A 20,757-nucleotide genomic window follows, 5' to 3' on the forward strand; every position below is an offset into this window, starting at 1 on the left:
TAATCTTCGACATGACCGCTCCCTCCCGTGGATCATTGCTGACCCACCTTGGCACACTAGATGCCGTCGGGGGGCGGTCACACCATCAAAGCCGATGATTGTTTCCAACATTTCGAATTATCAGCTTAAATTATAACGTTATGGTGATTTCGCGAACGCGGCTGCAGATCAACCTGCGTACCCCCACCCCAAAGCCGCGTTCGCAACACTGCAGGTGCAGCATAGCAAAAACTTCACTCGCCTTCCTTGTCGTCTGCGTCATCTTGTCCCCCGTGAGCGCAGCCTGAAGTTTTCGAGTATGGCCGCACGCGGTAGCCGCTGCGCTCACGCGGCCCATCCCCTCCGTCACATCTTCTCTGCCCGCGCCGGCTGGAACGCCGGTCGTCATCTGCGGAGCCGTCAGCCTGTGGCGATGGCTGTGGCCGAGTCCGGCACCGGCGGCGCCCCGAGTGTCGGAAGCCGCATGTGTGACGGGTGGAGGCCGATCTGAGGCGGTGACGGTGCTGTGCCGCTGGAGGAGGTGAGCCGGATGCCGGGCCATTTCAACACCGCCACGGTCTTATCGACCTAGCCCGTATCCTGCCGCAGCACATGCGGGGATGCGGTAGACATGCGCGACTTTGGCAGCGTGATAAGGGAGGCTCGGGGGCAAGGAGCAGCACCGCTTCGGGAAGCTGCGCACCGCGCCTAGGATACTAAAGAGAGAATGGTGGGTGATAAGAGATTCGAACTCCTGACATCTTCGATGTGAACGAAGCGCTCTACCACTGAGCTAATCACCCGGTAGCGCGGGGTTTACCCAGAGCGGCGGGGGTCCGCAAGGGGGTTTTCGCAAAAAATTCACGCCTTTTTCGCCCCCTGTCCTCACGTCATTTCCGGCCTCCGCCGCAGGGGACCAAAAGCAAAAAGGGCGCCCCGCGGGGCGCCCTTGATGGGGACCAAATGGCCGGGATCAGTGCGCGGTGGCGCCCTGCCCCTTGTCTTCCTGCGCGCGGGCCAGCAGCGCTGCCTCTTCGGCGGCCTCGTCCCAGTCGATGGGCTCGGGCTTGGACAGCAGCGCCATTTCCAGCACTTCGGACACGTGGCGCACCGGAATGATCTTCAGCCCGGTCTTCACGTTGTCCGGCAGTTCGGCCAGATCCTTTTCGTTCTCCTGCGGGATGAACACCGTGGTGATGCCGCCCCGCAGCGCCGCCAGCAGCTTTTCCTTCAGCCCGCCGATGGCGCTGGCATTGCCGCGCAGCGTGACCTCGCCGGTCATGGCGATGTCCTTGCGCACCGGGATGCCGGTCAGCACCGACACGATCGCCGTCACCATGGCCAGACCGGCCGAGGGGCCGTCCTTGGGCGTGGCGCCGTCGGGCACGTGGACGTGGATGTCCATCTTGTCGAAGCGTGGCGGCTTGACCCCGATCTGAGGGCTGATCGAGCGGACATAGCTTGCCGCCGCCTCGATCGATTCCTTCATCACGTCGCCCAGCTTGCCGGTGGTCTTCATCCGGCCCTTGCCGGGCAGGCGCAGCGCCTCGATCTGCAGCAGATCGCCGCCCACCGAGGTATAGGCCAGCCCCGTGACCACCCCGACCTGATGTTCCTCTTCGGCCAGACCATAGCGGTATTTCTGGACGCCGAGGAAATCGGCGAGATTGTCGGAGGTCACCTCCACATGCTTCTCGTCACCCTTGACGATCTTGGTGACCGCCTTGCGCGCCAGCTTGGCGATCTCGCGCTCGAGGTTCCGCACGCCCGCCTCGCGGGTGTAGTAACGCAGGATGTCGGTCAGCGCGCCATCGGTCACGCTGAATTCGCCCTTGCGCAGCCCGTGCGCCTTCACCTGCTTGTCGAGCAGGTGGCGCTTGGCGATCTCCAGCTTCTCGTCTTCGGTGTAGCCCGACAGCGGGATGATCTCCATCCGGTCCAGCAGCGGTCCGGGCATGTTGTAGCTGTTCGACGTGGTCACGAACATCACGTCCGACAGATCGTATTCCACCTCAAGATAGTGGTCGACGAAGGTCGAGTTCTGTTCGGGATCCAGCACCTCCAGCATGGCCGAAGCCGGGTCGCCGCGGAAATCCTGCCCCATCTTGTCGATCTCATCGAGCAAGATCAGCGGGTTGGTGGTCTTTGCCTTTTTCAGCGCCTGAATGATCTTGCCCGGCATGGAACCGATATAAGTCCGGCGGTGGCCGCGGATTTCCGATTCATCGCGCACGCCGCCAAGGCTGATGCGGATGAATTCGCGCCCCGTGGCCTTGGCCATCGACTTGCCAAGGCTGGTCTTGCCGACGCCCGGAGGGCCGACGAGGCAGAGGATCGGGCCCTTGAGCTTGGCGCTGCGCGCCTGCACCGCCAGATATTCGACGATGCGCTCCTTGACCTTGTCGAGGCTGTAATGGTCGTCATCCAGCACAGACTGCGCGCGGCCCAGATCCTTCTTGACGCGCGACTTCACGCCCCACGGGATCGACAGCATCCAGTCCAGATAGTTGCGCACCACGGTCGCTTCGGCGGACATCGGGCTCATGTTGCGCAGCTTTTTCAGCTCCGCCTCGGCCTTTTCCTGCGCCTCTTTCGACAGCTTGGTGTTGGCGATCTTCTCGGCCAGTTCGTTGATCTCGTTCTGGCCGTCCTCGCCGTCGCCCAGCTCCTTCTGAATGGCCTTCATCTGCTCATTCAGATAATATTCGCGCTGGGTCTTCTCCATCTGGCTCTTGACGCGGGTCTTGATCTTTTTCTCGACCTGCAGGACGGAAAGCTCCCCCTGCATCAGGCCATAGACCTTTTCCAGCCGCTCGCTGATGGCAAGCGTCTCCAGAAGCTCCTGCTTCTGCTGCACCTCGATGCCCAGATGGCCCGCCACCAGATCGGCGAGCTTTGCAGGTTCGGTGGTTTCCGAAACGGCGGACAGCGCCTCTTCGGGGATGTTCTTCTTGACCTTGGCGTAGCGTTCGAATTCTTCGGACACCGTGCGCACCAGTGCGGTGATCGCGGCGGGATCGCCCGGCATCTCGGTCAGATATTCGGCCTTCGCCTCAAAGAAGCGGTCATTGTCGAGGTATTCGGTGATGCGCACCCGCGCCTGACCCTCGACCAGCACCTTGACGGTGCCATCGGGAAGTTTCAGCAGCTGCAGCACGTTGGCGAGCACGCCCGCCTTGTAAATCCCGCTGGCATCGGGATCGTCGACCGCAGGGTCCATCTGGGCGGCAAGCAGGATCTGCTTGTCATCCGCCATCACCTCTTCCAGCGCCTTGACCGACTTTTCCCGCCCGACAAAAAGCGGCACGATCATGTGCGGAAACACCACGATGTCCCGCAGCGGCAGCACCGGATAGGATGTATTGAGTGGCTGTTGCATGCGCGTTCCTTGGTTCTTGGCAGGACGGACCGGCCCCGGTCATCGGCAGCCCCCGCCGTCCCCGTCGTGAGAAGTGTTAACGTGGGGCGCTTGTCCCCCCGTTTCAAGCGTGGCGCGACCCAGCCGCCAATGTGACCCTGCGCCGCGGCGGGCGCAAGCGGACAAATGTGGCGGATCCGGCGTTTCGCGGCCCGCCCCCGCCCCGCATGGGGGCAGACCCTGCAGGGACCGCGCGGGCCCCTGCAGAGACAGGATCAGCGGATCACTTGGCCTGATCCAGCGTCGGGTAATCGGTATAGCCCTCGGCGCCGCCCCCGTAGAAGGTGGCGCTGTCGCCCTCGTTCCACGCGGCGTCGCGGCGCAGCCGCTCCACCAGATCGGGGTTGGAGATGAAGGGCCGCCCGAAGGCCACCAGATCGGCATGGTCCTTGGCCACGGCATCCAGCGCCATCTGCCGGTCATAGCCGTTGTTGACCATCCACGGGCCGTGGAACAGCTGGCGCAGCGCCGCCATGTCCTCGCCGGGCTGCAGGTCGCGGGTGCCGCCGGTCGCACCTTCGATCACATGCACATAGGCCAGCCCGTAGCGGTTCAGCCCCGCCACCACATGTTCGAAAAGCGGCTGCGGATCGGCGTCGGAAATGCCGTTGGCGGGCGAGAAGGGCGACAGGCGCAGCCCGGTGCGGCCCGCGCCGATCTCTGCGGTCACCGCGTCCAGCACCTCGAACAGGAAGCGCGCGCGGTTCTCGACCGAGCCGCCATAGCCATCGGTGCGCTGGTTGCTGCCGGTCTTGAGGAACTGGTCGATGAGATAGCCATTGGCGCCATGCACCTCCACCCCGTCAAAGCCTGCGGCGATCGCCTGCTTGGCGGCGTGGCGGTAATCCTCGACGATGCCGGGGATTTCGTCCGTCTCCAGCGCGCGCGGCATGGAGGTGTCCTCGAACCCGTTTTTGGTGAAGGTCTTGCCGCCCGCCGCGATGGCCGAGGGCGCCACCGGCGCCTGACCGTCCGGCTGCAGCGAGGTGTGGCTGATCCGGCCTACATGCCACAGCTGGATGACGATCTTGCCGCCTTCGGCATGCACGGCATCGGTCACCTTCTTCCACGCGGCAACCTGACCGTCGGTCTGGATGCCCGGGGTCTGGATGTAGCCCTTGCCCTGCGGCGTGATCTGCGAGGCTTCGGTGATGATCAGCCCGGCGCCCGCGCGCTGCCGGTAATACTCCACATGCAGCGGCCCCACTTCGCCGGTGACGTCATCGGCCCGGTTGCGGGTCAGCGGCGCCATGACCACACGGTTGGCCAGCGCCATGTCCCCGGCGGTGAAGGGGGTGAAAAGTGCCTCGGTCATCGGATGTCCTCTTGCTGACGTGCCGGTGCACGGCACCGGCTGAGGCTTTCCACATAGGCATCCGCTGCGGCGCGGCAAGCGCACAGAACCCTGTGCGCCGCCGCACCAAGCCGCAGCCGGGAGCCGCCTAGAGCGGGGGGATGTCGCCCTGCGCCCGGTCGGCGTGAAACTTCGCCTCCCATGCCGCAAACCGCCCTTCGGCGATGGCGTCGCGCATGCCCTGCATCAGATCCTGATAATAGTGCAGGTTGTGCCATGTCAGCAGCATGCCCGAGATCATCTCCTGCGCGCGGAAGACATGGTGCAGATAGGCGCGGGAATAGCCCCGGCAGGCCGGACAGCTGCAGGCCTCGTCCAGCGGACGCGGATCGTCCTGATGGCGGGCGTTCTTGATGTTGACCACGCCCTGCCGGGTGAAGACCTGCCCGGTCCGGCCAGAGCGCGAGGGCAGCACGCAGTCCATCATGTCGATGCCGCGCTTGACGGCGCCCACGATGTCATCGGGCTTGCCCACGCCCATCAGGTAGCGCGGCTTGTCCACCGGCAGATGGCCCGGCGCGTGGTCCAGACAGGCGAACATCGCCTCCTGCCCCTCGCCCACGGCAAGCCCGCCCACCGCATAGCCGTCAAAGCCGATGCCGGTCAGCGCCTTGGCCGATTCCTCGCGCAGGTCAGGCTCCAGCCCGCCCTGCTGGATGCCGAACAGCATATGCCCGGGCCGGTCGCCGAAAGCGTCGCGCGACCGCTGCGCCCAGCGCATCGACAGCCGCATGGAGGATTCGATCCGCGCGCGGTCGGCGGGCAGCGCCGGACATTCGTCAAACGCCATCACGATGTCCGATCCCAGCAGGCGCTGGATCTCCATCGACCGTTCCGGGCTCAGCATGTGCTTGGACCCGTCCACATGGCTGCGGAAGGTCACGCCCTGCTCGGTCAGCTTGCGCAGCCCGGCCAGCGACATGACCTGAAACCCGCCCGAATCCGTAAGGATGGGCCGGTCCCAGTTCATGAAGCGGTGCAGCCCGCCCAGCCGGTCGATGCGTTCCGCGCCGGGACGCAGCATCAGGTGATAGGTGTTGCCCAGCAGGATGTCGGCGCCGGTGGCGCGCACCGACTCGGGCAGCATCGCCTTGACGGTGGCGGCGGTGCCCACGGGCATGAAGGCGGGCGTGCGGATCTCGCCCCGGGGGGTGGCGATCACCCCGGTCCGCGCGGCGCCATCGGTGGCATGAAGGGTAAAGGAGGTCTGGCTCATGCGCTGACCTGTGCCGCACCGCGCGGGGTTTGCCAAGTCCCGAGCGCAGGCGCAAAGAAGCGCGCATTCGAAATTTTGAGGCGGCGTTCATCTTTGGCGGCGAGTCTGGCGCCATTCCGGCCAGAGGGAGCCCGCCATGATGACCCGACTGATCCTTGCCCCCGCGCTTCTGCTGCTGATGGCGCTGCCCGCGCAGGCCCAGCCCGACAGCCCGCGCCTGTCCACCCGCGATGCCATGGCCCAGCCCCCCGCCACCGGCGGACAGGGCCAAACCTGGGTGTCGCCGCAGGGCTGCACCTATTCCCGCGCGCAGGCGCCGGGCTATCCCGCCACATGGCACCTGATCCTCAACGGCGCCGATATCGGGCTGACCAATGCCCATCGCCGCTGCCCCGGCATGCTGGGCGGCTGAGCGCTGTGGCGGCGCGGGCACGCGCCCGCTGCGGCACCGCGCGCCCGATTGCGCGGGCGGCGGCAAAAGGCCACTCTGCCGGGCATGGACGAGCCGAAGACTCAGACCTATCCCGGCGGAATCGCCGCGCTGCTGACCCAGATGGAAGGGCGGCGCGACCCCATGGACTATGCCCCCGGCGAGGGACTGCCGCCGCCGGATCTGGATCTGGCCCCGCTGGCCACGCAGACCGTCACCGATCCCGATGCGGATCCCGCCGAATGCGGCCCGTTCCGGTCCAGCTATCACCGCAAGCGCCATGCGCTGCGCAAGGAACTGGCGGGCCGGTCCGAACTGGTCTTCCTGAACGCGCTGCTGATCGCGCATCTGCGCAGGCGCCGCTGGCCCGATCACGCCCCTGCGCTGTTCCAGCGGCTTTGGGCCGAACAGGGCGCCGCCCTGCTGGACCAGCTTGATCCCCGCTGGGCGGTCTCTGCGGTCACCACCTTCGGCGATCACGGCCTGACCCCGGCGCAGCGGTCGGTCGGGCTGGCGCTGAGCGTGCTTTTCAGCACGATGAAGCTTTACGAATCCGAACGGCTCTATTCCGGCCAGCCCCCCGACCAGCCCTTTGCGCTGGAGCACAGGCAGCGGGGGCGCCTGCCGCTGGACATGGATCCCTATGCGCTGGCCCATGGCGGGCTTGACGTGAACATGATCGGCCGTCTCTGGCTGGAGGCGGAGGAGGATCCGGTCATCGCCCCGCTCGCGCATCACCTGCTGGAGCGGCTGATCACCGAACCGCGCGGGCTGCTGCACCGGCTGGCCCGGATGCGCGCGGATCTGTCCCGCCGCAAGGAGATCGCTCCCCCCGCCGAGGGCGAAGCCAAACCCGCCGCGACCCCGCGCAACGATGCGCCGGTGCCGCTGGCACAGCGCCAGCTTGAGCCCGATCAGCTGCGCTGGGGTCTGGTGGCGCTGATCCGCGCGCCGCTGCCCGCCATCGCCCGCTTTGCCGCGCATCACCTCGATCTGGGGGCGCAGGCGCTGCACCTTTACCTTGATGACCCCGATCCCGACACCATGGCCTTTCTCTCCGGCCATGCCCGGCTGCATGTCACCGCCTGTGACGCCGCCTTCTGGCGGGACAGCGGGCGCCCCCGCCCCGAGGAACATCAGCTGCGGCAGGTGCATGTGGCCAGCCGCGCACTGCGGGCCGCAGGCGGGCTGCACTGGCTCGGCCATATCGACGTGGACGAATTCCTGCTGCCCGCCCGCCCCATGGCCGACCTGCTGGCCGAGGTGCCCCCCGACTGCGCCGTGGCCCGCATCGCCCCCGCCGAGGCGCTGGCCCCCTCCGACGGCTGGCCCAGCCATTTCAAGATCACCCACCGGCAGGCGGGCCTGCCCAAATCCCGCCTGCAGGAGGTCTATCCCACCTTCGGCGCGCATCTTTATGGCGGCTTTCTCAGCCATACGGCGGGCAAGATCTTCGCCCGCACCGGCATTCCCGACACCCGCCTTGGCATCCACACGCTGAAATACAACGGGGCGGAGGCCACCAACCGCCACCGTCTCCCCGCGATCTGGCTCGCGCATCTGCACGCGCCGTCATGGCAGCAGTTCCGCGACCATCTGGAATTTCGCCGGACGAAGGGATCCTATCGCCGCGCCTCCTCCCGCCCCGAGATGGGGCAGGCCGAACTGCTGCGCTATCTCATGGAAGAAGAAGGCGAGGCCGGGCTGCGCGCGCTTTTCGACGAGGTCTGCGCCGACACGCCCGAGCTGCGGCGCAGGCTTGCCGCGCAGGGCATGCTGGTCCATGCCGAATTCGACCCCGACGCGGCGGTGGCCCGGATCTTCGGCGCCCTGCCGTGATCCGCTGTGGCACCGTCACCACCACCAACGCGCCGCTGCCGCGCATCCTCGATTTCGCCGCATGGCATCTGGATCAGGGGGCGTCGCGGGTGGTGATCTATCTCGACGCCCCCGATCCCGGGGCCGAGGCGGCGCTGCGCGCCCATCCCCGCATCCGGCTGCATGTGACCGATGACGCGTGGTGGCAGGCGCGCAAGGGCCGCCCCGCCAAGCACCAGCTGCGGCAGGGCGCCAATGCCCGCCACGCGAATAGAACCTGCGCCGATCTGGACTGGCTGGCCCATATCGACGTGGATGAATTCCTGCTGCCCGCCACGCCGCAGGCCGCCCCTCTGGCCGACCAGCTGGCCGCCCTGCCCGCCCGCTGCCTCTGCGCCCGCATCCGCCCGGTGGAGGCGCTGGCCCCTCCCGAAGGGCACACCTCTGCCGAGACGCTGTTCAAGGCTTTCCCGCTGGACCAGCAGGCACGCCGCCGCGCCGCGGAGGCCTGTTTTCCCATCTGGGGGCGGCATCTGTCGGGCGGCTTTCTCAGCCATGTGGCGGGCAAGCTGATCTTTCGCCCCGGCAGCAAGGGGCTGCAGATCCGCATCCACAACCTCACGCTGGACGGCATCCAGAACCCGGGCGAAGAACCGCTGCCCGGCATGGAACTGGGCCATTTCCACGCCCCCGGCTGGGAGTCCTTCCTTGCCGCCTACCGGTTCCGGCTGGCGCAGGGATCCTACCGCGCCGAACTGACCCGCAGCGGCACGCTCAGCCATCATGACCTGCTGCGCCAGATCGAGGCGACGGGGGGCCAGCCCGCGCTCCGCGCCTTTTTTGACGAGATCTGCACCGCCAGCCCCGATCTTGTGGACCGGCTCGCCGCGCATGGCCTGCTGCGGCGGCACCAGATGGATCTGCCCGCCCGGGTGGCGCGGCAGTTTCCTGGCTTCTCCTAGGCTTCTGCCGGGAAGACGAAACAGCGGTCCCGCCGCACCGTCAGCCACAGCGGCGTGCCGGGCTTGGGCAGGAACACGTTGGGCACCGTGGCGCGCAGCGGCCCGCCGTCAAAATCCATGCGGAATTCCACAAGACTTTCCGACCCCATGAAGCGCGACCGCTCCACCACGCCCCGGGCGGGCGTGCCCGCGCGCTCGGTGGGGTTGGGCCCGCGACCGGCCCGGTCGAAATCGATGCCCACATGCTGCGGGCGGAACACGATCTCGACCTCGGTGCCGTCCGCGACCCCGGGGGCCAGAAACTGGCCAAAGGGCGTGTCGACCAGCGCCCCCCGCACCCGACCGCGCAACACGTTGACATCGCTGAAAAACGCCACTGCCGCCTTGTCGGCGGGGGCGTTGTAGATGTTGTAGGGCGCGCCACGCTGCACGATCCGCCCGTCGCGCATCAGCGCGATCTCGTCGGCCATGCGCATCGCCTCCTCGGGCTCATGCGTCACCAGCAGCACCGAGGTGCCCTCTTCCTTCAGCAGCGCCAGCGTCTCGTCGCGGATGCCGTCGCGCAGCCGGTTGTCCAGACCCGAAAACGGCTCGTCCATCAGCATGATGCGCGGGCGCGGCGCCAGCGCCCGGGCCAGCGCCACGCGCTGCTGCTCGCCCCCCGACAGCTGGTGCGGATAGGCATCGACAAAATGCCCAAGCCCCACCCGGTCCAGCAGCACCTCGGCCCGCGCGCGCTTCTCCGCGCCGCTGCCGCTCAGGCCGAAGCCGACATTCGCCCCCACGCTCAGATGCGGGAACAGCGCAAAATCCTGAAACATCAGCCCGATGGCGCGGCGCTCCGGCGGCACCCGGAACACCGTGTCGCAGATCAGGTCGCCATCGACATAGATCTGCCCCTGATCCTGCCGGTCCACGCCCGCGATCATGCGCAGCGTCGTGGATTTGCCGCAGCCCGACGGCCCCAGCAGGCAGGTCACATGACCCGGCGCGATCTCAAGGCTCAGATCGTCCACCACCGCGCGCCCGTCGATGCGGCGCACAAGGTTGCGGACGTCCAGTCGCGGATGCGGAGTGTCCAAGCCTGCCCCTCCTGCAAGTCTGATAAATTCCCTCGGGATGTCCCGCCCGATACCAGCGCACCCGCCCCCCCGCAACCCGCAGCGACGCCCTGCCGCAGGCCGCACAGCTGATCCGGCCCGCCGCTTCTTCTTGGCAAAAATATCCCGGGGGTGAATTGGCCGCAGGCCAAGAGGGGGCAGCGCCCCCTGCTCCGCCTCCGCCGCGCGGCCTCAGGCCGACAGCGCCTTGGCGAGCCGCGGCAGATGCGCCTTTTTCAGCAGCGCGCGCATCTGCCAGTCCTCGCCGGAGATCTGCCGCGCCCGCGCCAGCACCTCCTCCCCGGCCTCAGTCACCAGCCCGGGCTGCGCCTGCCAGATGCCGTGCAGGAAGGCGTCGGGATCGGCACGCGACAGGCCTTCTTCGGCCAGCGTGCCGCGCGGAAAATCCCGGGCATTCAGGGTCACGATCAGATCGGCATGGCCCGCGATGGCGGCGGCCAGCACATGGATGTCGGCGGGATCAGGCAGCCAGAGCCGCGCTTCCAGCGCTGCCCCCGCCCGGATCTCGGCCTCGGGCCATGCCGCGCGCAGCAGGGCGACCTCGCCGCGCGCCTGCGCCTCGCCTGCGGGACCAAGCTTGCGCGCCGCCCGCGCCCATTCCTCAAGGATGCGCGCCGACCAGAGCGGGGTGAAGGCGCCGCGCGCCGCCACCGCAAGCAGCATCTCGCGCATGACGGTGGGGTAGATCACGCAGGCGTCGAGCAGCACCTTCACAGGCGGAACACCAGCGCTTTCAGATAGCCCGATTCCGCCAGCTGCGGCAGCAGCGGATGGTCGGGACCGGCAAAGCCCGTATGCAGCAGCTGCGCCCGGCGCCCGGCCCGTCCGATGCCGCGCAGGCAGGCGCCGGTGAAGCTCGACAGATCCGCAACATGCGAACAGGAGCAGAGCACCAGATAGCCGCCCTCCTCCACCAGCCCGGCAGACAGCCGCGCCACCCGCTCATAGGCGCGCAGCCCCGCCTCCAGCGCGGGTTTCGACGGCGCGAAGGCGGGCGGATCGCAGACCACCAGCCCGAAGCGCGCCTCTTCCTGACCCATGGCGGTCAGCACGTCAAAGGCATCGCCCTGCCGCGTGGCAAAGCGGTCCTGCGCGCCCATGCGCGCCGCGCCGTCGCGGGCAAGATCCAGCGCTGCGGCGGATCCGTCCACCGCCAGCGCCGCCTGCGCGCCCTGCGCCAGTGCCGCCAGCGCGAAGCCGCCCACATGGCTGAACACGTCCAGCACCTGCTGCCCCTCGGCCAGACGCGCGGCAAAGGCATGGTTGGGACGCTGGTCGTAGAAAAGCCCAGTCTTCTGCCCGCCGGTCAGGTCGGCCATATAGGTGGCGCCGTTCATCTCCACCGGAAGCGGGGCTGCGGGCGCCTCTCCCAGCAGCACGGCATCAACATCGTCGAGCCCTTCCAGCGCGCGGCCCCGCCCGCCCGCGTTCTTGAGGATGGTGGTCACGCCGGTGACCTCGGCCAGCGCCGAGGCCAGATCGGCCAGCAGCACCTCGGCCCATGCGGCATTGGGCTGGATCACCGCCACATCGCCGAAGCGGTCGATGATGACGCCGGGCAGCCCGTCAGCCTCGGCATGGACCAGCCGGTAATAGGGCCGGTCGAACAGCCGCGTGCGCAGCGCCAGCGCGCGGGCAAGCTTGGCCACCAGCCAGTCGCGCCCGATCACCGCCTCGGGATCGGGATCCAGCATCCGCCCCGCGATTTTGCTGTCGGCATTGAAGCCCACCAGCCCCAGCACGCCGCGCTCGGCATCCTCCAGCCGCACCACGGTGCCGGCGGGGATGCCACGGCTGCGCCGGTCCATCACCAGTTCATTGGCATAAATCCAAGGGTAGCCACGGCGGATCGCCTGCGGCTTGGCCTTGGGGAGAAGTCGGATCACGGGGAAATCGGCATCTGTCATGCCGCTCCTTTACGCCTCCGCCGCGCGCGAGGGAAGCGCCTTCGCTTCCTGTCTGCGCCGGCCCGCGCGGGCCTGCCGGGACGTGCCGCGGCGGCTATCCCGAAGACGGGCCGCAGCGGGGGCGGCAGACCCGCGTTCACCCCCCGCCGCGGCTGCGGGTTTTGCCGGGCACGGGCCCGATGTGCGGGTTTACTGATAGCGCTAACTGCATTACATGCAGCGACAGACAGGTCGTCACTCAGGCCGGGCCGCCCGGCGGAAGGGAGCCAGCATGACACTCAATGCCAGCATCGCGGATGTGACCGCACGGATCGAGGCACGGTCCGAACCGCTGCGCCGCCGCTATATGGACCAGATGCGCCGCGCCGCCGAGGAAGGCCCACGCCGGGGTCATCTGGCCTGCGGCAATCAGGCCCATGCCTATGCCGCCATGGGCGCGGACAAGGAGGCGCTTGCCACCGGACAGGCGCCGAATCTGGGCATCGTCACCGCCTATAACGACATGCTGTCGGCGCATCAGCCCTACGAGACCTATCCCGCCCTGCTGCGCGAGGCGGCGCGGCAGGTGGGCGGCACCGCGCAGGTGGCGGGCGGCGTGCCTGCCATGTGTGATGGCGTCACGCAGGGCCAGACCGGGATGGAACTGTCGCTGTTTTCCCGCGACGTGATTGCCCTCGCGGCGGGCGTGTCGCTGTCGCACAACACCTATGACGCGGCGGTCTATCTGGGGGTCTGCGACAAGATCGTGCCGGGTCTGGTGATCGCCGCCGCCACCTTCGGCTATATTCCCGGGCTGTTCCTGCCCGCAGGGCCGATGACCAGCGGCCTGCCCAATGACGAGAAATCCAAGGTCCGCCAGCAGTTCGCCACCGGCGAGATCGGTCGCGACAAGCTGATGGAGGCCGAGATGGCCAGCTATCACGGTCCGGGCACCTGCACCTTCTACGGCACCGCCAACACCAACCAGATGCTGATGGAATTCATGGGGCTGCACCTGCCGGGCGCGTCCTTCGTCAATCCCGGCACGCCGCTGCGCGAGGCGCTGACCGTCGCGGGCGCGCAGCGCGCGCTGGAAATCACCCGGCTCGGCAATGATTACCGCCCGGTCTGCGACGTGCTGGATGCCAAGGCGTTTGTAAACGGCATCGTCGGGCTGATGGCCACGGGCGGGTCCACCAACCTTGTGCTGCACATGCCCGCAATGGCGCGGGCGGCGGGCATCGTGCTGGATCTGGAGGATTTTGACGCCATTTCCAACGCCGTGCCGCTGATGGCCAAGGTCTATCCCAACGGGCTTGCCGATGTGAACCATTTCCACGCGGCGGGCGGGCTGCAGTTCCTGATCGGCGAATTGCTGGAGGCGGGGCTGCTGCACGAGGACGTCAAGACCGTGGCGGGCGACGGGCTGCATCTTTATACGCAGGAGCCGAAGCTGCGCGATGGCGTGCTGAGCTACGAGGAGACGCCGCGCGTCACCCAGAACGACCGCATCCTGCGCCCGGCCTCCGATCCGTTCCAGCCCACCGGCGGGCTGCGCCAGCTTGACGGCAATCTGGGCCATGGCATCCTCAAGATCTCGGCGGTGAAGCCCGAGCATCATCTGGTCGAGGCGCCGGTGCGGATCTTCCACGATCAGGGTGAGGTCAAGGAGGCGTTCAAGCGTGGCGAATTCACCACCGACACCATCGTGGTGGTGCGCTTTCAGGGGCCGAAATCCAACGGCATGCCGGAACTGCACAGCCTGACGCCGACGCTGGCGGTGCTGCAGGATCGCGGGCTGAAGGTGGCGCTGGTCACTGACGGGCGCATGTCCGGGGCCAGCGGCAAGGTGCCCGCCGCCATCCATGTCAGCCCCGAAGCCGCCGATGGCGGCCCGCTGGCGCGGCTGCGCGACGGCGATCTGGTGCGGCTGGATGCCAAGGCGGGCACGCTGATGTGCCTGACCGAAGGCTTCGAGACCCGCGAGCCCGCCAGTGCCGATCTGTCCGGCAATGGCGCGGGCGTGGGGCGCGAGCTGTTCGAGGCGTTCCGCCGCAATGTCGGCCTCGCCTCCACCGGGGCGGCGGTGGTGGTGTGACGCGCTTGCGCTTTGCCCGCCCTGCCCCTACGCCTCTGCGCACCCTTTCCCCCAAGTCGGAGACCCGGCCATGATGACCCCCGCTGACGCCAGCCGTTCCAACGAAGCCCTCTGCCGCATGGCCCCGGTGATCCCGGTGCTGGTGATCGAGGATGTCTCCTATGCCCGGCCTCTGGCCGAGGCGCTGGTCAAGGGCGGCCTGCCGGTGCTGGAGGTGACGCTGCGCACCCCGGCGGCGCTGGATGTGATCCGCGAGATGGCCAGCGTCGAAGGCGGCGTGGTTGGCGCGGGCACGCTGCTGACCCCCGAGGATGTCAGCGCCGCCATCGCGGCGGGCGCGCGCTTTGGCGTGTCGCCCGGTGCCACCGACCGGCTGCTGGACGCCTGCGAGGCGCAGGATCTGCCGCTGCTGGCGGGCGCGGCCACCGCCACCGAAAGCATGGCCCTGCTGGAGCGCGGCTATACCGTGCAGAAGTTCTTTCCCGCCGAGGCCAATGGCGGCGTGCCTGCGCTGAAGGCCATCGGCGCGCCGATCCCGCAGGTGCGCTACTGCCCCACCGGCGGCGTCAGCATGAAGAATGCCCGCGACTATCTGGGGCTGAAGAACGTGCTCTGCGTCGGCGGCAGCTGGGTGGCCCCCGCCGACATGATGGCGGCAGGTGACTGGGCCGGGATCACCGCGCTTGCCGCCGAGGCCGCAGGGCTGGCGCGGGGCTGAGCCCCCGCTTTTGCGGAGGGGGGCGGAGGGGGCGCTGCCCCCGCCCGCTGACGCGGGCCCCCCGGGATATTTGGGGCCGCTGGAAGCGCCGCCTCAGCTTTCTGGGCGCGGGGTTTCCGCGTTTCTGGTTTCGGGCGCGGGCAGCGCCGCGTCGATGATCGCGGCGGATTTTTCGGCCATCTCGGCGATGCGCAGGCGCAGCGCGTCGGGGCTGTCGATGCCCGCGAGCCGGGTCAGGAAGGCGCAGCCGCCCGCGCCCAGATCCTCGGGGTCAAGCGCGCCGTCGGCGATGAGCCGCGCGCCGATCTGCAGGCTCCAGAGCAGGCGGTGGGTGCTGGCGAGGTGATCGGCGCCTGCCCTGTCGAGCCAGCCCGAGCGGGCGGCGGCGGCAAGGCCGCGCGCGGTGCGGCGCGGCGCCTGCCCCGACAGCAGCGCCCCCGCCTGCGCCACCAGTTCGATGTCCTGCATCCGGCCCCGGCCCAGCTTCGGATCCCACGGATCGCCTGCGCCGCGCGCGGCGGCGATGCGGGCTCGCATCTGTGCCAGTTCCGCCAGCACCCGGTCGCGCGGCGGCGGGCTGCCCAGCAGGTCATGGCGCAGCGCCTCGACATCGGCGGCCAGATCGGCGGGGCCCGCCACCACCCGGGCGCGGGTCAGCGCCAGATGTTCCCAGACCCAGGCCTGTCCGCGCTGGTATTCGGTGAAGGCGGTGAGCGAGGTGGCTACCGGGCCCTGATTGCCCGAGGGGCGCAGGCGCATGTCCACCTCGTAAAGCCGCCCCTCGGCCATGGGGGCGGTCATGGCGGTGATCAGCGCCTGCGTGAGCCGCGCGTAATAGGTGCGGGCGGGCAGCGGGCGGCGGCCTTCGGACGCCTCCACCCCCGCCGGATCATAGATCACGATAAGGTCGAGATCGGAGCGCGCATGCAGCCGCCCCGCGCCAAGACTGCCCATGCCCAGCACCACGGCGCCCCGCCCCGGCGCAGCGCCATGTTTGGCGGCGAATTCCTGCTGCACCACCGGCAGCAGCGCCGCCAGCACCGCCTCGGCCAGATCGGCGTAGTGCTGCGCCGCCTCCTCGGGATCGGTGAGGCCGCGCAGCAGATGCACACCCGCGCGGAAATGCCATTCCTTGGCCCAGCGGCGCGCCATATCGAGCTGGCGTTCGTAATCCGCCTCCCGCGCGAGGGTTTCGGCCAGATCGGCGCGCAGCGCCGCCACCCCCGGCCAGGGCGCGAAGAAATCGCCGCCGATCACCGCGTCGAAAACCGAGGCATGGCGGGCCAGATGCCGGGCCAGATCCGGCGAGGTCGACACGATGTCTACCAGCAGATCCACCAGCTGCGGATTGGCGTCGAAAAGCGAGAACAGCTGCACCCCGGCGGGCAGGCCCGCAAGAAAGCCGTCAAAGGCCTGCAGCGCCTCTTCGGGGCGGGCGGCACGGGCGAGACGGCTGAGGATTTCCGGGCGCAGCCGGGTGAAGATCTCCACCGCGCGCTGCGAGCGCAGCGCGGGGTAGCTGGTCCAGCGCGCCACCAGCGGGCTGTCCTCCAGCATGTCGGGCACCTGCGCCTCGGCCCGGGCCTCGGGGGCGAAAAACCCTTCTGTCAGGGCATGCACCTCTTCGAGCCGCGCTGACAGATCCGCCTTCAGCTCGTGCAGGTCGCGCCCGGTAATGGCGGCAAGGCGGTGGAATCCCTCCTCGTTGACCGGCAGGGCATGGGTCTGCGCATCCTGCACCATCTGCATGCGGTGTTCGATCTCGCGGTGAAAGCGGTAATGCCCGGTCAGCGTTTCGGCCACGTCGCCGGGCACCCAGCCCTTTTCGGCCAGCACCGCCAGCCCCGGCACCGTGCCGCGCACCCGCAGGTCGGGATCGCGCCCGCCCGCGATGATCTGCCGGGTCTGGGTGAAGAACTCGATCTCGCGGATCCCGCCCCGGCCCAGCTTCATGTTATGGCCGGGCAGCGTGATCGGCCCCGACAGCCCCTTCGCCTCGCGGTAGCGCAGGCGCATGTCATGGGCATCCTTGATGGCGGCAAAATCCAGATGCTTGCGCCAGACGAAGGGGCGCAGCACCTCCTGAAACCGCGCGCCCGCCTCCAGATCGCCGGCGCAGGGCCGCGCCTTGATCCATGCCGCGCGCTCCCACGCCCGGCCAAGGCTTTCGTAATACCGCTCCGCCCCCTCCATCGCCATGCAGACCGGGGTTACGGCGGGATCGGGGCGCAGCCGCAGGTCGGTGCGGAACACATAGCCTTCGCCGGTCAGATCGCTGAGCGTGGCGGTCATCCGCCGCGTGGCCCGGATGAAGGCGGCGCGGGCCTCGTGGTAATCGTCCCGCTCGAACCGGCTTTCGTCAAACAGGCAGATCAGGTCGATGTCGGAGCTGTAGTTCAGCTCTCCGGCGCCCATCTTGCCCATGGCAAAGACCACCATGCCCGCCGCCTGCGGGATGTCCGCCGCCGTGGCGCCGGGCAGCTTGCCGCGCCGGATCTCGCGCCCGATGGCATCGCGCAGCGCCAGATCCACGGCCCGGTCGGCCAGCCGGGTCAGCGCACCGGTCACCTGGTCCAGCGGCCAGATGCCGCCCAGATCGCAGAGCCCCGCCAGCAGCGCCACCCGGCGCTTGGCCTGCCGCAGCGGGCTGGCGGGATCGCCGTCTTCGGGCAGCCCGTCCAGCGCGGCATCCAGCGCCGCCTCGGGTGCGGCAAGCGCCGCTTCCAGCCAGTCCGCCTCCTTGCGCAGCAGGCTCGCCAGATAGGGGCTGGAGCCGGTGGCGCCATGGATCAGGCGGGCGGTGTCGCCTTCGGCCCAAGGGGTGAGGGTCAGCGCCTCCTGCCCCAGATCGGGCTCGTGGGCGCGCGGCAGGCGGGTGATGCGGGGGTCAAGGCTCATGCCGCCACTTTGGCCATGTGCCGGGGAAATGTGCAATCCCGCAGCTTGCGCGGGCGGCGTGCGCGGGGCTATCCCGGGTCCGTCAACAGGGGGACCGGACATGAGCAAAAGCCTGAAACGGGTGCGCGCGGCGCTGGACGCGGCGGGGATCACGACAGAGATCCGCGAGGTGGGATCGTCCCGCACCGCGCAGGAGGCCGCCGACAGCGTCGGCTGCGCGCTGGACCAGATCGCCAAATCCATCATCTTCAAGGCCGAAACCAGCGGCGAGGCGGTGCTGTTCCTGACCGCAGGCGGCAACCGGGTCTGCGCCAAGCGGGCCTCGACGCTGGCGGGCGAGCCTCTGGGCAAGGCCGATGCCGAACTGATCCGCGCCCAGACCGGCTTTGCCATCGGCGGCGTGTCGCCGGTGGGGCATCTGAGCCCGATCCGCGCATGGATCGACCCGCGCCTGCTGGAGTTTCCGGTGATCTGGGCGGCGGCGGGCACGCCCCGGCATCTGTTTGCGATGGACGCCCATCTGCTGCCCGGCCTCACCGGGGCGGTGCCTGCAGACTTCACCGAAGCCGCCGCCAAGCCCGAGGCCGAGCCCGAGGCAAAAATGTAAAAAACTTTTACATCGCCCCTTGATCCGGGCCGGGTGCATTCCGATCTTCCGTAATGTGAAAGACATTCACATCAACACCCGAACGAAAGGACACCAGACCCGATGACCGCCTCCGCGCCCTCTTACGCAACCCCCGCCAACCCCGGCTGGCTGCGCCGCGCCGAGGGCTGGCTCGACCAGCGGGGCAGACCCGCATGGATCGTCGCCATGATCCTTGGCTTCATCCTTTTCTGGCCGCTTGGCCTTGCCCTTCTTGGCTACATGATCTGGAGCAAACGCATGTTTGGAAAATCCTGCCGCACCCGCCGCACCTCCTCCTTCCAGCAGGGCTATGCCGCCCTGCGCCCCAGCGGCAACAGCGCCTTTGACGCCTACAAGGCCGATACGCTGCGCCGCCTCGAGGACGAGCAGAAAAGCTTCGAGGATTTCCTGCGCCGCCTGCGCGATGCCCGCGACAAGGCAGAGTTCGACCAGTTCATGGAAGACCGCAGCCGCAGCCCGCGCGACGTCAAGGAAGAGGACCGGGCCGAGGCCTGATCCCACCCCGGCCATGGCCCCGCGCGGGCCATGGCCGCCCCGCACGCCCTCCCCCCTCCCGAAAGGCCGGAGCCACAGAGAGATGTATTTCGACCAGACCCATTCCCAGCTTCCCGATCCTGTGCGCCAGCGGGAATTCTACGACAGTGTGGCGCTGAAACGCGGCCTCGCCTGGCTGATCGACACGGTGATCGTGGCGGGGCTGGTGCTGGTGGCGCTGGTCTTCACCGCCTTTCTGGGGCTGTTCGTGTTCTTCGCGCTGTGGCTGGTGATCAGCTTCGGCTACCGCGTGGCCACCATCGCCAGCGGCTCCGCCACTTGGGGCATGCGGCTGATGGCCATCGAGTTGCGCGACTGGCGCGGCCAGCGGCTTGGCGCCGGACAGGCGCTGCTGCATACGCTGGGCTATACGCTGTCGGTGTCGATGGCACCGCTGCAGGTGGTCTCCATCGTCTGCATGCTGGCCACCGAACGCGGTCAGGGCCTGACCGATCTGGCGCTTGGCACCGCGGCGCTCAACCGCCGCGCACTTGACTGAGGCGCTCAACCGCCGCGCACTGGACTAAGGCGCTCAACAGCCGCGCCGGACGGCTGGCGCAGAACCACCCGGACAAAAGCTGCGACCAAAGACCCGCCCCCCGCCCGCTGCGGGGGGCTTGGCGGAGCGGGCTTTCATTGTTACGTTTTGACGAAACAGCCCACGGGTCACAAATGCGCCATTCGTTGCCCCTCGCGCCGCAGTTCTATGTGACGGCGCCGCAACCCTGTCCCTACCTGCCCGGCCGGATGGAGCGGAAGCTCTTCACCGCCCTGCAGGGAGACTATGCCGAAAAGCTGAATGACAGCCTGTCGCGGCAGGGCTTCCGCCGGTCGCAGAACGTGCTCTACCGGCCCTCCTGTTCGGAATGCAACGCCTGCCTGTCGGCCCGGATCGACGTGGCGCGCTTTGCGCCCAGCAAAAGCCAGCGCCGCTCGCTGCGCCGCAACGATCATCTGAGCCGCCGCGCCTCCAGCCCTTGGGCGACCGAGGACCAGTTCGCGCTGTTCCGCCGCTATCTGGACGCGCGCCACGCCGATGGCGGCATGGCCGACATGGACATCTTCGAATTCGCCGCGATGATCGAGGAAACCCCGATCCGCTCGCGCGTGGTGGAATATACCGACCGCAGCAGCGGCAATCTGGCCGCCGTCTGCCTGACCGACGTGCTGGAGGATGGCGTCTCCATGGTCTATTCCTTCTACGATCCCGACCTGCCGAAACAGGGTCTGGGCACATGGATGATCCTCGATCACGTCGAGATCGCGCGCGAGGCGGGCCTGCCTTATGTCTATCTGGGCTACTGGGTGCCCGGATCGCCCAAGATGGGCTACAAGGCGCAGTTTTCCGGGCTGGAGCTCTATCGCCGGGGCCGCTGGGAACGCATGCGCGATCCCTCCGCCTATGCCGCCGACATGCACCCGCTTTCCACCGATCCCATCGCGGAACAGGTCGCCAATATCTCGCTGCCCGACAGCCGCAGCTGAGCGCCGCGCCCTTTTCTGATTGACCTTCGCCAGCGTAACCTCCCGGCCTGCCTCCGGCGGGGATATTTTTGCCAAGAAGAAGCGCGGTCCCCCGTTCTTCTTGGCAAAAATATCCCGGGGGGAGGCCGCGCGGCACGCGCGGGCGGGGGGCAGCGCCCCCCTTCTGCCTCAACAACAGGAAAGCCGCCGGG

At 68.4% G+C, this 20,757-nt stretch carries 16 protein-coding genes and 1 tRNA gene; 9 read left to right on the plus strand and 8 right to left on the minus strand.

What is annotated here, in order from left to right:
- Positions 1–707: 707 nt before the first annotated feature.
- The 4 genes from BLR51_RS03700 to tgt form a co-directional block, all read right to left on the minus strand.
- A tRNA-Val gene (locus BLR51_RS03700) sits at positions 708–782 on the minus strand.
- Positions 783–952: 170 nt separating this feature from the next.
- Positions 953–3,358, minus strand: a complete 2,406-nt coding sequence (gene lon / locus BLR51_RS03705) for an endopeptidase La (protein ID WP_089844120.1) — start codon at positions 3,356–3,358, stop codon at positions 953–955.
- 262 nt (positions 3,359–3,620) lie between these two features.
- Positions 3,621–4,712: an alkene reductase gene (locus BLR51_RS03710; protein ID WP_089844123.1), complete on the minus strand. Its 1,092-nt coding sequence runs from the start codon at positions 4,710–4,712 to the stop codon at positions 3,621–3,623.
- A gap of 127 nt (positions 4,713–4,839) precedes the next feature.
- Positions 4,840–5,967 (minus strand): tRNA guanosine(34) transglycosylase Tgt, encoded by a 1,128-nt coding sequence (tgt, locus tag BLR51_RS03715; protein ID WP_089844125.1) that lies wholly within the window; start codon positions 5,965–5,967, stop codon positions 4,840–4,842.
- Positions 5,968–6,103: 136 nt separating this feature from the next.
- Between tgt and BLR51_RS03720 the strand changes: the two genes are divergently transcribed.
- The 3 genes from BLR51_RS03720 (at position 6,104) to BLR51_RS03730 (ending at position 9,177) form a co-directional block, all read left to right on the plus strand.
- Complete coding sequence (locus BLR51_RS03720; RefSeq protein ID WP_242656630.1) at positions 6,104–6,379, plus strand: hypothetical protein; 276 nt, start codon at positions 6,104–6,106, stop codon at positions 6,377–6,379.
- Positions 6,380–6,463: 84 nt separating this feature from the next.
- The gene (locus BLR51_RS03725) at positions 6,464–8,236 is read left to right on the plus strand and encodes a glycosyltransferase family 2 protein (protein WP_089844127.1); all 1,773 of its coding nucleotides are present in this window, start codon (positions 6,464–6,466) and stop codon (positions 8,234–8,236) included.
- Positions 8,233–9,177, plus strand: coding sequence for a glycosyltransferase family 2 protein (locus tag BLR51_RS03730; protein ID WP_089844129.1), 945 nt, complete (start codon positions 8,233–8,235; stop codon positions 9,175–9,177). Before BLR51_RS03725 ends, BLR51_RS03730 begins: the two co-directional genes overlap by 4 nt.
- Here BLR51_RS03730 and BLR51_RS03735 read toward each other — a convergent pair.
- From BLR51_RS03735 to BLR51_RS03745, 3 genes are all read right to left on the minus strand, one after another.
- The gene (locus BLR51_RS03735) at positions 9,174–10,259 is read right to left on the minus strand and encodes an ABC transporter ATP-binding protein (protein ID WP_207543544.1); all 1,086 of its coding nucleotides are present in this window, start codon (positions 10,257–10,259) and stop codon (positions 9,174–9,176) included. The genes BLR51_RS03730 and BLR51_RS03735 overlap by 4 nt on opposite strands.
- A gap of 210 nt (positions 10,260–10,469) precedes the next feature.
- A complete protein-coding gene (locus BLR51_RS03740; protein WP_089844131.1) occupies positions 10,470–11,012 on the minus strand; it encodes an RSP_2648 family PIN domain-containing protein in 543 nt (180 codons plus the stop codon).
- On the minus strand, positions 11,009–12,205 hold the full coding sequence (locus tag BLR51_RS03745; protein ID WP_089844133.1) for an RSP_2647 family RNA methyltransferase: 1,197 nt from the start codon (positions 12,203–12,205) through the stop codon (positions 11,009–11,011). Before BLR51_RS03745 ends, BLR51_RS03740 begins: the two co-directional genes overlap by 4 nt.
- A gap of 271 nt (positions 12,206–12,476) precedes the next feature.
- On the opposite strand from BLR51_RS03745, the gene edd reads away from it, so the two are divergent.
- Both edd and eda read left to right on the plus strand, forming a co-directional pair.
- Entirely contained in the window at positions 12,477–14,282 is a 1,806-nt protein-coding gene (edd, locus tag BLR51_RS03750) for a phosphogluconate dehydratase (RefSeq protein WP_089844134.1), read from the plus strand.
- Between the two features lie 73 nt (positions 14,283–14,355).
- Positions 14,356–15,000: a bifunctional 4-hydroxy-2-oxoglutarate aldolase/2-dehydro-3-deoxy-phosphogluconate aldolase gene (gene eda / locus BLR51_RS03755; protein WP_089844625.1), complete on the plus strand. Its 645-nt coding sequence runs from the start codon at positions 14,356–14,358 to the stop codon at positions 14,998–15,000.
- A 93-nt stretch (positions 15,001–15,093) separates the two neighbouring features.
- Here eda and BLR51_RS03760 read toward each other — a convergent pair whose 3' ends face one another.
- Positions 15,094–17,898 carry a [protein-PII] uridylyltransferase family protein gene (locus BLR51_RS03760; protein ID WP_089844136.1) on the minus strand — a complete coding sequence of 935 codons (2,805 nt, stop codon included), beginning with the start codon at positions 17,896–17,898 and terminating at the stop codon, positions 15,094–15,096.
- A gap of 100 nt (positions 17,899–17,998) precedes the next feature.
- On the opposite strand from BLR51_RS03760, the gene BLR51_RS03765 reads away from it, so the two are divergent.
- From BLR51_RS03765 to BLR51_RS03780, 4 genes are all read left to right on the plus strand, one after another.
- Complete coding sequence (locus BLR51_RS03765; protein WP_089844138.1) at positions 17,999–18,505, plus strand: YbaK/EbsC family protein; 507 nt, start codon at positions 17,999–18,001, stop codon at positions 18,503–18,505.
- A gap of 102 nt (positions 18,506–18,607) precedes the next feature.
- Positions 18,608–19,042 carry a DUF2852 domain-containing protein gene (locus tag BLR51_RS03770; protein WP_089844140.1) on the plus strand — a complete coding sequence of 145 codons (435 nt, stop codon included), beginning with the start codon at positions 18,608–18,610 and terminating at the stop codon, positions 19,040–19,042.
- Positions 19,043–19,124: 82 nt separating this feature from the next.
- On the plus strand, positions 19,125–19,580 hold the full coding sequence (locus tag BLR51_RS03775; protein WP_089844142.1) for an RDD family protein: 456 nt from the start codon (positions 19,125–19,127) through the stop codon (positions 19,578–19,580).
- A 173-nt stretch (positions 19,581–19,753) separates the two neighbouring features.
- The gene (locus tag BLR51_RS03780; RefSeq protein WP_089844144.1) at positions 19,754–20,566 is read left to right on the plus strand and encodes an arginyltransferase; all 813 of its coding nucleotides are present in this window, start codon (positions 19,754–19,756) and stop codon (positions 20,564–20,566) included.
- The last annotated feature ends 191 nt before the right edge of the window (positions 20,567–20,757 follow it).

The organism is Salipiger marinus (genome assembly GCF_900100085.1).
In the GTDB taxonomy this organism is placed as follows: domain Bacteria; phylum Pseudomonadota; class Alphaproteobacteria; order Rhodobacterales; family Rhodobacteraceae; genus Salipiger; species Salipiger marinus.